The sequence below is a fragment of the Providencia sneebia DSM 19967 genome (assembly GCF_000314895.2).
GTDB lineage: Bacteria > Pseudomonadota > Gammaproteobacteria > Enterobacterales > Enterobacteriaceae > Providencia > Providencia sneebia.
Map to the genome: position 1 here is coordinate 849,531 of NZ_CM001773.1, position 12,492 is coordinate 862,022.

Sequence of the window (12,492 nt, forward strand, 5' to 3'; positions counted from 1 at the left end):
CTATTGTTCTATCGAATACTTTAGGTGATTCAATCGCACTGGTGAGTGCACCTAATGCGCCAGGTGTTCGTGTGATGAATGGAAATTCTGTGACAGATTGGCGGGGATATGCTGTTGCACCTTATCTTTCATCATATACAAAAAATAGCGTTGGGTTAGATCCTAGTACGTTACCTGACGATGTCGAATTAGCTCAGTCAAATATCAATGTCTATCCGACAAGCGGTGCTGTTGTTAAGGCCAAGTTCACTACGCGTGTTGGTTATCAAGTCCTGATGACTTTAAAACATAATAATACCGTTGTGCCATTTGGCGCGATGGCTTCATTAGTCAATAATAAACCGAATGAAGAGAATAGCGCTATTGTGAGCGATCATGGTCAAGTCTATATGACAGGGCTGCCAGAGTCAGGAAAGATATTTGTAAAGTGGGGCTCAAGTGTTTCGCAACGCTGTACCACTATATTTAATATTCGTGACTTAACTATTAGTCCTGAAATGGGGCTGCGCCAAGTCACTTTGAATTGTTTATCTCAAGATTAGACCATAGTGAGAAGTGAAAGATGATTAATAAATTCTATTGAATGGAAATAAGATTTATTCAGTACATTTTATTGTTTGTTTTAGTTAATAGATTTCATTACTTATATTAAGTATAACTCATGGCGGGATTAAGAATAATGAAAAAATTTATAGCACCTAGTTCTACATTAAACCGTTGTCATATTCAGAATCAGCCAAATAAATTAATGATGAGTGTGCTTTTTGGGGCTGTATTCTTTCTTTGTTCCTCAGCCTTTGCAACTGATTATATTGTTTTTCCTGGTAGTATGATGAAATTAACAACAATAGATGGAACTCTCAGTGGTGGGGTAGATGGCACTATTACATTATCAAAGTATAGTTTGCGGATGTCTGGAGGTGGGTTAACAACCGAGGGGAATCACAGTTCTGTTTGTCAGCCAGCAGTGACTGTTAATGGGTATACAGGTATCGCTGCCGTTAATGGGCGAAATGATGTTGTCGTCGGAGTAACGGGAACCAGTACAGGAGCAAAAGTGAATATTGGTCTTTCTGATGCTGACGTTCGAGCGAAAAGATTTGTTTACGACATTGATGGTGTTTGGGATAGCTATGGTAAATTAAGTTCCAGTACAGCTTCTACTGCCAGCATGATGAGTAACTGCCTTTATCCAAAAGGGGCGCCTACTAGTGGAAATATACATTATGGTGGGGCAGGTAATACAAAAATTAATAATGTACCAGCAGTATTAGATTTAACTATTTGGGCTTATATCGGACCAGATGTGCCTTATGGCACCTACCCATTAAAGCAGATATTTTTTAACCAAGGGACATCGATAACGTTAGAAAAGCTTATTGCTAGTAAACAAGTTCTCTCCTCAAGTGACAGATTAATTGTTCAAGCACCGCCATGCACAATTGGGATTGGAAACACCTCCGTCGTGTTTAATAATCTTGCAACATCTCCTAATATGTCTGAATCAATTGCGGATACTTTATCAATTAATTGTGCTAAAAGTATAGTTAGCGCAAGTGTTTATGTTCGTGCAACAGCAATAACAGGGACCGCAACGTCAGATGGATATGGATTTGGCTTGGTCAATAGTGAAACCCAAAAGTCTAATGTCGATGGAACGGGAATTATTGTCCGCGGTGGCATAGGTCCTAACCCAGTAAAAACGTGTACATATAGCTCAGGTGGAGGAGCTATATTGTTTGATCCGGCTTCGAGATTACCTGGGTTTTATGTTGCCTTATTATCAAATTATAGTTCTACGGATAGGACATTTCCTGTTCAATGGTATGCATGTACAACAGCGAACACCCTTCCTGGAAAGTATACCGGCTCAGCTACGCTCGGCTTCACTTATCGATAAGTAGGTAATATTTTCATTTAAAATATGTTGGAAGTAGAGTTTAAATTAGCAACTTATAATTGATGTTTTTATATAACACTTTGGTGGCCATCGTAAATGGCCGCCAATTTTTTTCTGATTAAAAACGTCACTCAATTTGTTGAGATCAGAGATCTAATATTTAAAAGTTATATGTTGCTGCAACACCTATTTGCGGTTGTAACCGCCAATCTTTTTCTGAACTTCCCCAAACCTGATTAAAATATTTAGCTTGAATAAATGTGGAAACTTGGAGATTTTTATCATATTGATAGCTGAGATTTAATTTTGGTAAAGCAAATAATGTATAAGTACTGCGGTATTGACCACTCATAACAGATGGACCTAGCCATTCATACCTAAGATTTTCTGCTAAAAATGGATTCCACCCAGCTTTCTTATTAGATGCAATATAGGGATCAAAACCACCGACAAAATTAAAGTTGAGCGCAGTTTTATCATTAAATTGATAAAGAGTATTATTATAATTCAACCACGCCAAGAGCATAAAATAATTAGCATTACTGTAATGGGTATTTTCACCATCAACAATCATCGAGCCGTTATACCATTCGCGGAATAAATGGGCATTTAGAGTCAAAGAAAAATTGGCTGGTAATGTCCAGTTAGTCAACATACTTAATACGCCTGTATTCACATGTCCTGTAGGGCTACGTGATTGCCAGCCATAAATATACTTTGGCGAAATTGCAAATTGAGTGGCGCTAATATATTCAGATGAGGGCAAATATTCATAAAAATCAAACGAAGTGCTAATAAAAGAATAAGTAGGATTGGCGCCTCTAAAACTGTTTCTATTTTCAATCGTCAATGAAGAAGACCAGTTGACACGAGAGTTTCCAAGATAGCCATATGTATAATTTAAAGTACCTACTGGTTGGCTTAGGCTATTATCTTGCTGTTTTGGTTCTCCTGAATAGTGGTAAGTATTCCAAAGCCTATCCCAATCAATTTGTATTCCCCATTTGGGAGAAAAATTATAGTTTAGAAATAAAGCTGGATGTGATGTTGAGGTTTTATAGCTTCCTGAGTTGCCATAAAAGGTCTGAGTAAATCCCATCGATCCATTAGGAACAAATTCCTCTGCTTGAGCAAATCCACTGGTAAGCAGTAATACTACAAAAGGTATTTTTAAGGTATTCATATAACACCGTATTGAATAAAAGTTAATATGTTGATTTTAATCATGATTTTTATTTTTGATAAAATAAAGTGAGTGGTATTTGCTTTTAGCGTATCCACGTCACCTAAATAGTTGGATAACTCTTAAATTAACTGACATATTTTAACTTTCATCATTAATCACCTATTTTTTGATAAAATTAATATTTAATATATAAAGTCAGTGCGGATGCTAGATAAACAATCTGTCATTATCTAATTTATTGATAGCAGAACTTTATATAATCAGTTTGAATTAGCCATTCTTATTGATATTATTCTTGTTTTTTAAATTTATTCTTTTAAAGATGAATATAATTATGTGTTATATATAATAAGCAATATTTACTTTTCCCTTGTATATACATATTTCTTTTTTTTAACCATGAAAAACAGAGAATACATAAATCTCTAATAAAAAAATAATATTAAAATACTAACCTGTAATACAATTAAATGTTTAATAAACAGTATGTTAAGTGTTTTTAATGGTTTTGTTACGCTTTTTTGTTTTAAGTCGATTTATAAAATAACCTATTTTTAATAAATTAAAAATATATTTATACAATAAATTAATAAATTTTTGTTAGCTGAAAATAATAGCAACATTTGATAATCTTAAATTGAATTAACCCCTTAATATTAATAAAAACAAAAAACTATTTAATACAATCTAAATTAGGTGTTTTTTATTCTTAAATTGATTGGTTTTAATGATGAAATAGGATGTTATATTTAAATGAAATACATAAATAATGAGTTTGATTATTATGGTAATAATTAAATGATATAAGATGTAAAATATGAAATATAGTAGAAAAAATTTATAATGTTATTATAAATACCTTATTAATTTACCTTTTAACCATAATATATATATTATATTGTTTCATGATGACATTATCTGTTTTTAATATAAGATAATCAGTTATAATTATGTAATGAATATTACTTAAATTAAATTTTTATGATTTGTATGTTTTAATTTATAGTAATATGAAGTTTAATTTCAATATCGTTATTTTTCGTATTCTAAATATATAGATTACGTATTATTACTGCTAGAGGATAATCATTTTAGCTACCGTTTCGTCATTTTTTGGATAAATAGCTATATTACCCACCTTGTTCAAACTTATTTTGAGTATTTTTTTAATTAATTGATTTTTAAATATTATTTATTTTTTGTCTTTTTTTGATAAATATGATTAATTCGTAATTATAAAACTTTACAATTGGATGTTTTTTTGTTCTCTTTTTGGTATTTTATTATTCTGTAATCTTTGTGTTTTTATTTAATATGTTGATTTTTATTGTTATTTATTTTTTTAATTATTTTATCTTTTGCCTTTTTACGACTAAATAAATGTCATGAATAATACTTTTTTACGAGTAGAATATTAGGGAGAGCTAGCATAAAGTAGAAAATTAATATACTTTCTAAAACACAAACAACATACGTGTAAATTATTTATTAATAGGATTCTATTAGAATAGTTACAATATGCATTTTGATGATAACTTAAATGGCATTGTTGACCCTTTGTTTTAACAAAGAATAAAATAAAAATAACGTTGTTTGAACAATAATATAATAAAACCTTATGAAGTAATGGTTATTTAAATAACTGTTCCTTTATCTGTTATTCTATTTTTATATGATTATTATTAGGCTGGAGTAATATATATGCGTAATATTTTTAAGTCACTATTAATTTCTACAGCATTCGCTATCAGTTCTGTAAATATAGCGTATGCTGACCCCCATTTAAATTTCGCATGGCCAGTTAATGTTGGGCCGCTTAATCCTCATTTGTATGCGCCTAACCAAATGGCAGGACAAACGATGGTTTATGAACCATTAGTTCGCTATATGAGTGATGGCACAGTTAAACCTTGGTTAGCGGAATCATGGAATGTTTCCGAGGATGGAAAAACATATATTTTTACTTTGCGTGAAGATGTCAAATTTTCCAATGGAGAGAAATTTGATGCTGCAGCTGCAAAAGTTAACTTCGATGCAATTTTAGCTAATCGAGAACGCCATGCTTGGCTTGAACTAGCAAATCAAATTATTGCCGTTGAAGATATCGCGCCAAATCAATTAAAAATTACCCTAAAAGATGCATATTATCCTATTTTGCAAGAACTCGCTCTGCCAAGACCATTTCGTTTCATTGCACCATCACAATTTAAAGAAGGTGGCACAAAAGACGGTATTGTAAAAGCCATTGGTACCGGTCCTTGGGTATTTGCTGATTCAAGATTAAGTGAAAAAGATGAGTTTGTTCGTAACGAACTTTACTGGGGTAAAAAGCCAGTTTATGAATCTATTACATTTAAAGTCATTCCCGATCCAAATACCCGCGCAGTTGCATTCGAAACAGGAGAAATTGATTTACTCTATGGAACGGATGGAATTATTTACCCAGATACCTACCAGCGGTTTAAAAATATGCCTATTTATAACGCTAAATTGTCAGAACCTTTGGAAACATTAGTTTTAGCAATAAATACAAAAACAGGCCCAACACGTGATCTTGCTGTTCGCCAAGCTATCAATCATGCTGTTGATAAAGATAAAATGATTGAAAAAGTTCTACACGGCACACAATTAAAAGCAGATACGCTTTTTTCAGAAAATGTTCCTTATGCTGATGCGGGTTTAAAGCCGTATACCTATAACCTTGATGAAGCGAAATTATTGTTAGATAACGCAGGTTGGACGGCTAAAACTGAAAATGGTATTCGAGAAAAATCAGGTGAACCTCTTGTTGTTGAACTCAATTTTGTTGGTACTGATGCTGTAGCTAAATCAATTGCTGAAGTTGTTCAAGCTGATTTACGTCGAATTGGCGTAGATGTGAAATTAGTTGGTGAAGAAGAAAGTAGCATATATTCACGCCAAAAAGATGGCCGCTTTGGTATGATTTTTAATGGTACATGGGGCGCACCTTTTGATCCTCATGCATTTGTTAGCTCAATGCGCATTCCTTCTCATGCTGATTACCAAGCTCAACAAGGTTTAGCGGATAAAGCGCAAATTGATGAAAAAATTACTCAAGTTTTAACCACCACAAATGAAGATGAACGCCGTCATTTATATCATGATATTTTCACACGCTTACATGAAGAAGCTGTTTATCTACCTTTGACTTACATTACAGCTATTGCTGTATCAAAACCGGAATTAGGTGATATTCCTTTCAGTGCAATGTCGAATGAGATCCCATTTGACCAGCTAGCACCTGTCACAAAATAGCAGGTTTACGATTATGATCCGATTTATTATTCGACGTATACTCTTGCTAATTCCAATGTTGCTTGGTACTTCGTTGTTTATCTTTTTAATCCTACGTTTGGGTCCTTCGGACCCCGCTTTGGATTATCTTCGGTTATCAAAAATTCCACCGACACCACAAGCTTTAGAACATGCTCGTGAATTCCTTGGTCTTGATAAACCGATCATGACGCAATATTTTGACTGGCTTTCAGATGCATTACATTTGAATTTTGGGATTTCATACGCAACCCAAAAACCAGTCTTGCCTGATATTCTTTATTTTTTACCTACAACACTACAACTTGCTGGGCTTGCACTCGCATTGACTATTTTGATTTCTATACCAATGGGCATGCTATCAGCACGTTATAGAGAAAAATGGCCAGATCAACTTGTGCGTCTTATCGCTTTTATTGGTGTTTCAATGCCAAACTTTTGGTTGGGATTTTTGCTTATCCTTCTTTTTTCTATTCATCTAGGATGGCTTCCACCAATGGGAATAGGTGGTGCTAAGCACCTGATTATGCCTGTTATTGCAATATCGCTTATGTCACTGGCGATTAATGCACGGTTGTTACGAGCAAGCATGTTGGAAGTTTCAGGGCAACGGCATGTTCGCTATGCTCGTCTTCGTGGATTGTCTGAAATGACCGTTGAACGTTCCCATATTTTACGTAATGCATGGTTGCCGATTATTACAGCAATCGGAATGCATATTGGCGAATTGCTTGGTGGCACGTTAATCATTGAAAGCATTTTCAGCTGGCCTGGTCTTGGGCGTTATGCAGTATCCGCTATCATGAATAGAGATTATCCTGTTATTCAATGTTTTACACTATTGATGGTAGTAATTTTTGTTCTCTGTAACCTAATTGTTGATATTATTTATGCGATTGCTGATCCTCGTATCCGGCTTTCTGCGGAGGGCGTAGAATGATGGACATTTTATTAAAATCCCCTCCCGTTTGGAAAACACTTTGCCGTAATCTTTTATTATGGTTTGCTGTATCTGTTGTGATTCTTTTAATTATTGCAATGATTGCAGGGCCTTGGATTTCACCCCATGATCCAAATCTTGTTGAGCTATCTAAACGTTTACAGTCGCCAGATAGCGAACATTGGTTAGGTACAGATCATTTAGGTCGAGATATTCTTTCGCGGCTGATTGTTGGAACTCAAGTTTCTCTTGGGGCAGTGGCAATCACATTGGCAATTATTATGATATTGGGTCTGGTAATTGGTGGAATATCTGGCTTTGTCGGCGGTAGAACAGACCAGATTATTATGCGTTTTACTGATGTATTTCTGACCTTCCCAACGTTAGTTCTTGCACTATTTTTGATTGGTATTTTAGGCACTGGGCTAGTGAATGTGATTATTGCGATAGCATTATCTCATTGGGCGTGGTACGCCCGAATTGTTCGTGGGATTATTTTGTCATTACGCCATCGTGAGTTTTTATTAGCAGCCCGTTTGAGTGGCGCTAGCCATAGCCGAATATTTATTAAGCACTTATTTCCTGCGACAATTTCTCAACTTATTGTCTTAGCAACATTAGATATTGGGCACATGATGTTGCATGTTTCAGGGCTTTCATTCTTAGGGCTTGGCGTCATGGCTCCCACGGCTGAATGGGGTGTCATGATTAGTGATGCTCGCCAATTTGTTTGGACATCACCAATGCTTATTTTTTGGCCGGGATTATTCCTTTTCTTTAGTGTGATGGCATTTAATATTTTAGGGGATGCATTACGAGATCGCCTTGATCCATCACTGAGGGCGAATATATGTCATTAAATCAAACCTCACTTCAGGTAAAGAATTTTTCCGTGGGCTATTTGCATCATGCGCATACACATGTCCTTATTTCAGATTTATCATTCACATTAAGACGCGGTGAAGTCTTAGCGTTAGTGGGCGCGAGTGGGTCTGGTAAATCGATGACCTGCTCCGCAATATTGGATATGCTTCCAGAAGGTGTGCAAAAAATACAAGGAACAGTATTATTAGAAGGGCAAGAAATAAGCGGTAAAATGCTACGAGGTCGACAAGTTGCATCTATTATGCAGAATCCGCGCAGTGCTTTTAACCCTGTCCGCACAATGTACCAACATATTATTGAAACTCTGAAAGCAACCAAACAGCCGCTTCATGATATTGATAAACGAATTCGAGATGTATTAGCTGAAGTCGAACTCGGGGATAGTGCCAATATACTCAAGCTATATCCCTTTGAAATGAGTGGCGGTATGTTACAAAGAATGATGATTGCGATTGCTATTTTAAGTGATGCGCCATTTTTATTTGCTGATGAACCAACAACTGACTTAGATTTGATCGTGCAGAAAAAGATCCTTGATCTATTAGACCACGTTGTTTCTGATCGAAAAACGGGGTTGTTGTTGATCACTCATGATATGGGCGTTGTTGCGAGGCTTGCTGATAATATTGCGGTATTAAAAAGTGGCGAAATAATTGAGACAGGTTCAGTGGATGATATTTTTACATCTCCTCATTCAATGATTACTCGTGATCTTATCTCTGCTCATCTTTCTTTATATGGATTGGAGCTTCCAGCATGACACTGATCGCTATTGAACATTTGACAAAAAGTTATCGCAGTCATTCATTATTAGGAACAAGTGAGCCTCGTTGTATTCTCAACGATATTTCACTGACACTAAATGAGAATGAAACAGTTGCATTACTAGGGCGCAGTGGTTGTGGAAAAAGTACCTTGGCCCGTCAAATCTGTGGATTAGAATATCCAGAGAAAGGACATGTGTTATATCGCGGAACACCTATTCGTAAGCTAAATAAAACACAATATCAGCAATTTCGTTCAGAAATACAGATGGTTTTTCAAGATCCGCCAAGTGCTGTAGATCCGCGATTTACTATTGAGCAGATCATAGATGAGCCATTGAAATGTCTTACAACTTTAGATGAGCAGCAACGTAAATTAAGAATAGAAGAATTATTGGCGCAAGTAGAACTGCCGTTATCTGTGTTGAGTAAGTTACCATCACAAATAAGTGGTGGGCAATTGCAACGCATTTGTGTTGCTCGCGCGCTAGCATCAGACCCCAAATTAGTCATCCTTGATGAAGCTGTTTCTAATTTGGATATTCATTTACAAGCATCATTGCTGACTTTGTTAAAGCGATTACAAGAAGAACAAGGTATTGCTTACTTATTTGTGACCCATGATTTGCGTTTAGTTAGTCGTTTTGCTGCGCGGGTTGTTGTGATGGATGAAGGGATAATTGTCGAAACATCGCCACAGGGGTGTATTGAACAATTATGTCATCCTGCATCATTAGCCCTAAAAAATGCCGTTTTACCTCCATTTCCAACTCCTCGTCAACGTACGCTTGCGTGATATTTCTTTAGTTGTTGGCTTTATCTTTAGTATGTTTGAGTAAAGCCAACAATTATCTTTCCTAGTTAATGTGTTATTAGGCACTCTTCTTGAAATACTGGCTCACTGACAATACAAATTTCAATATGTATTTTTCAGATTCACAAAATACTGTTCGAGCCATTGAAAAAGCTTATTGTTAGTGGCTAAGGTTGTACACTAACAAAAATCAATGCTGATCAAGCCTTTTTTATTACCAACTATAACATTATGTTAGGTCGTGATTTCTTTCAAAAAGTATGATGTAGCTATGGATTTGCTGGCGATTGCAGTGCTAAGCAAGCTTTTTGTAAGCCATTATCGCAAGCCAACTGAAAGTAATAACGGGCGGCATGTAACGATTTTTGCTCCACGTCCCCTTTTTGAATGAGCCAACCCAAATTGTACTGTGCATAGGCGTTATTTTGCTCGGCGGCGCGCATAAACCATTTCTGTGCTTGTTCAATAGACACTGGCACACTGTCCCCTTGATAATAGAGCAACCCTAAATTGAGTTGGGCATCGCTATCACCGAATTCCGCTGCTTGGGTAAAATAGTCCAGCGCCTTGGCTTTATCCACCGTTCCGCCTTTACCTTGCCAATAAAACCACCCTAAATTATTCAATGCAAAAGCATGCCCTTGCGCTGCGGAAGCTTGATACCACTTCAGCGCTTCATTGAGGTCTGGCTTGCCACTTGCGCCATTTTCATACAGCCAACCCAACATATTTTGGGCAGAAGGATGCCCTTGCTCGGCGGACGCTTGGAACCATTTTAAAGCAAGTGAGGGTGCGGTTGGGGAGTGCTCACTTTCGTCAAGGTACAACCAGCCAAGTTGGTGCTGCGCATCCGCATCCCCTTGTTCTGCGGCGAGGGTTAACCAGTGCAGGGCTTGCGGGCGTGATTTCGCCACGCCTTCGCCTTTTTCATACAGTAATCCCAATTGATATTGGGCGGGTAAACTGCCTTGCTTRGCSGCCGCTTCAAACCAATGCAGGGCKTGTGGCCAAGATTGTTCAACACCCAAACCGGATTCATATAAGGCGGCTAAATAGAGTTGCGCATGCGCATGCCCGTGTTCAGCCGCTTGACGAAAATATTTCGCTGCATCGGCATAATTTGGGGGTTGTGCTTGGTGGTAAGCGGCCAAACCTTCCTCAAATTGGCTTAGTGCCGTATTAGCATGTGCGGCATTTTCAACGGTGGAAACCGATCCTTTTGGTGAGGTTTCATCACAGCCGACCAATAAAACAGCACTGATGATGGACAGTGCCAGCAACGATTTTTTTATCATAACGCAGAGACCTTATTACACATGATTAGGGCGCAGCCTGTTTTTGGACATCGGCAATGCGCAATGTGTATTGCAGTGAAGCCCCCGGTGGCACGGCAGGCGGATCCCCTTCATCCCCGTAGGCTAATTCGGGTGGCACGACAAAGGTGATTTCCCCGTGGTTTTGCACATGCGAAATGGCGGATTGAAAAAGCGGTGGATATTCGCCGAGTGGCAAGGTCAACGACTTATCTTGCAAATCCATGTCGTTGACGACGGTGCCATCCAGCAAGGCTTTCTTGACCACAATACTAATTAAATCGTGCGGCTGGATTTTCCCTTGCCCGACATAATTGACTTTATACACATAACCAAACGGGTCTGATTTGACGTCTTTTTGTTTTTGCCAATCGGCTAAGAATCGTTTTGCTAACTGTGTTTGCTGCATTTTTTGTTCTGTTTTGTTTGTTTCTACTGAGGCTTCAGAGGCGATGAGGGCGGTGTGCAATTCGGTTGGCGAGAGCAAAATATACCCCGCAATCGCATCGTTAATCCCCGCCAGATAAGCCTGTTTATCGAAAGCTTGCCCGTAAGCTTGATTGTCTTGATGAATGGTCAGCGCATCTTGACCAATAGCAATCCCCGCGGCATAAGTTTGCTTGAGTGCCTCATCCTGTTTGAGTTGCTCAGCGGTCAAAGTCGCTGAACTCGTGCTGGATGAAGTCACTTTAGCATTATCGCGTGCGGTTTTTTGTGACAGTAATTGTAAGTTATTGGTGAGATTGGTAATGGTGCTCTTTTGGGTTTGCAGTGTGTGTGCCAGTGTGCGGTGCTGGGCTTGTTGCTCAGCCAGTTGGGCTTCTAAGGTCAAGGTGCGCAATAAGCCGYTGACGGTATCTTGGGTRTATTGCCATTGMGTYTGMACCGTTTGGGTKTGCTGCTGTTGCAACTGTTGGCGATAGAGCTGCTCACGATGTTGGCTGGCGCGCAATTGTTGTTGCAGCATTTTCAGGCGAATTTGCGGCAGTTGTATTCCGCTGGTTTCGGGCAGCTCTACATCATCACGCTGCATCTTGGCTTTGCGCGCTTCATAGTCTTGGGCAAATTGCAGTAACCCCGGCAGTTTGTTCTGATTTGAGGCAGTTTCACCGTAAGTGAGTGGCGTTAAAACACTGAATATGAATAAGGAAAGGCAGCGTTTTTGCCAAGAGGGAAATAATAAAGACGTTACGTTAGCCACAAAGAATATTCCTTAACATAAAGTTTATGTATGAATGAGAAGGCAAATAAATAGCATTAATAAAATAAAATTATGAGTAAGATGCATAGGGCTATTTTGTTTGCTTTTATATTTCATGTTGTTATGGAGATAAAAATATCATTTTAATTATTGTTAACGTTTTGCTGTTTTTGATACCGAATGAGAGAAGAGGGT

The 12,492-nt window shown here is 37.6% G+C and carries 10 protein-coding genes; 7 read left to right on the top strand and 3 right to left on the bottom strand.

Annotated features, from left to right (window positions below; all coding sequences use genetic code 11):
• The first annotated feature begins 2 nt into the window (after positions 1-2).
• Together OO7_RS03410 and OO7_RS03415 are read left to right on the top strand one after the other, a co-directional pair.
• Positions 3-542: a fimbria/pilus outer membrane usher protein gene (locus tag OO7_RS03410; RefSeq protein ID WP_269077552.1), complete on the top strand. Its 540-nt coding sequence runs from the start codon at positions 3-5 to the stop codon at positions 540-542.
• A 137-nt stretch (positions 543-679) separates the two neighbouring features.
• Complete coding sequence (locus OO7_RS03415) at positions 680-1,900, top strand: hypothetical protein (RefSeq protein ID WP_008914570.1); 1,221 nt, start codon at positions 680-682, stop codon at positions 1,898-1,900.
• 160 nt (positions 1,901-2,060) lie between these two features.
• On the opposite strand, the gene OO7_RS17010 is transcribed toward OO7_RS03415, so the two are convergent.
• A complete protein-coding gene (locus OO7_RS17010) occupies positions 2,061-3,083 on the bottom strand; it encodes a FomA family porin-like outer membrane protein (RefSeq protein WP_008914571.1) in 1,023 nt (340 codons plus the stop codon).
• Between the two features lie 1,704 nt (positions 3,084-4,787).
• Here OO7_RS17010 and nikA point away from each other — a divergent pair.
• From nikA to nikE, 5 genes are read left to right on the top strand one after another with little or no spacing between them, the layout of a single operon-like run.
• Complete coding sequence (gene nikA, locus OO7_RS03425; protein WP_008914572.1) at positions 4,788-6,362, top strand: nickel ABC transporter substrate-binding protein; 1,575 nt, start codon at positions 4,788-4,790, stop codon at positions 6,360-6,362.
• Positions 6,363-6,375: 13 nt separating this feature from the next.
• Positions 6,376-7,320 (top strand): nickel ABC transporter permease subunit NikB, encoded by a 945-nt coding sequence (gene nikB, locus OO7_RS03430; RefSeq protein ID WP_008914573.1) that lies wholly within the window; start codon positions 6,376-6,378, stop codon positions 7,318-7,320.
• Positions 7,317-8,180 carry a nickel ABC transporter permease subunit NikC gene (nikC, locus tag OO7_RS03435; protein ID WP_008914574.1) on the top strand — a complete coding sequence of 288 codons (864 nt, stop codon included), beginning with the start codon at positions 7,317-7,319 and terminating at the stop codon, positions 8,178-8,180. Before nikB ends, nikC begins: the two co-directional genes overlap by 4 nt.
• The gene (locus OO7_RS03440; RefSeq protein WP_008914575.1) at positions 8,171-8,965 is read left to right on the top strand and encodes an ATP-binding cassette domain-containing protein; all 795 of its coding nucleotides are present in this window, start codon (positions 8,171-8,173) and stop codon (positions 8,963-8,965) included. Before nikC ends, OO7_RS03440 begins: the two co-directional genes overlap by 10 nt.
• The gene (gene nikE / locus OO7_RS03445) at positions 8,962-9,765 is read left to right on the top strand and encodes a nickel import ATP-binding protein NikE (RefSeq protein ID WP_008914576.1); all 804 of its coding nucleotides are present in this window, start codon (positions 8,962-8,964) and stop codon (positions 9,763-9,765) included. The genes OO7_RS03440 and nikE overlap by 4 nt, the downstream gene beginning before the upstream one ends.
• A gap of 287 nt (positions 9,766-10,052) precedes the next feature.
• Here nikE and OO7_RS03450 read toward each other — a convergent pair whose 3' ends face one another.
• Positions 10,053-11,078 (bottom strand): SEL1-like repeat protein, encoded by a 1,026-nt coding sequence (locus tag OO7_RS03450; protein ID WP_008914577.1) that lies wholly within the window; start codon positions 11,076-11,078, stop codon positions 10,053-10,055.
• A 25-nt stretch (positions 11,079-11,103) separates the two neighbouring features.
• A complete protein-coding gene (locus OO7_RS16160) occupies positions 11,104-12,297 on the bottom strand; it encodes an FKBP-type peptidyl-prolyl cis-trans isomerase N-terminal domain-containing protein (protein WP_008914578.1) in 1,194 nt (397 codons plus the stop codon).
• Between the last annotated feature and the right edge of the window lie 195 nt (positions 12,298-12,492).

Coding starts and splice junctions, on each gene's coding strand:
- OO7_RS03415 (WP_008914570.1), top strand. CDS start 680: ATGAAAAAATTTATAGCACCTAGTTCTACATTAAACCGTTGTCATATT.
- OO7_RS17010 (WP_008914571.1), bottom strand. CDS start 3,083: ATGAATACCTTAAAAATACCTTTTGTAGTATTACTGCTTACCAGTGGA.
- nikA (WP_008914572.1), top strand. CDS start 4,788: ATGCGTAATATTTTTAAGTCACTATTAATTTCTACAGCATTCGCTATC.
- nikB (WP_008914573.1), top strand. CDS start 6,376: ATGATCCGATTTATTATTCGACGTATACTCTTGCTAATTCCAATGTTG.
- nikC (WP_008914574.1), top strand. CDS start 7,317: ATGATGGACATTTTATTAAAATCCCCTCCCGTTTGGAAAACACTTTGC.
- OO7_RS03440 (WP_008914575.1), top strand. CDS start 8,171: ATGTCATTAAATCAAACCTCACTTCAGGTAAAGAATTTTTCCGTGGGC.
- nikE (WP_008914576.1), top strand. CDS start 8,962: ATGACACTGATCGCTATTGAACATTTGACAAAAAGTTATCGCAGTCAT.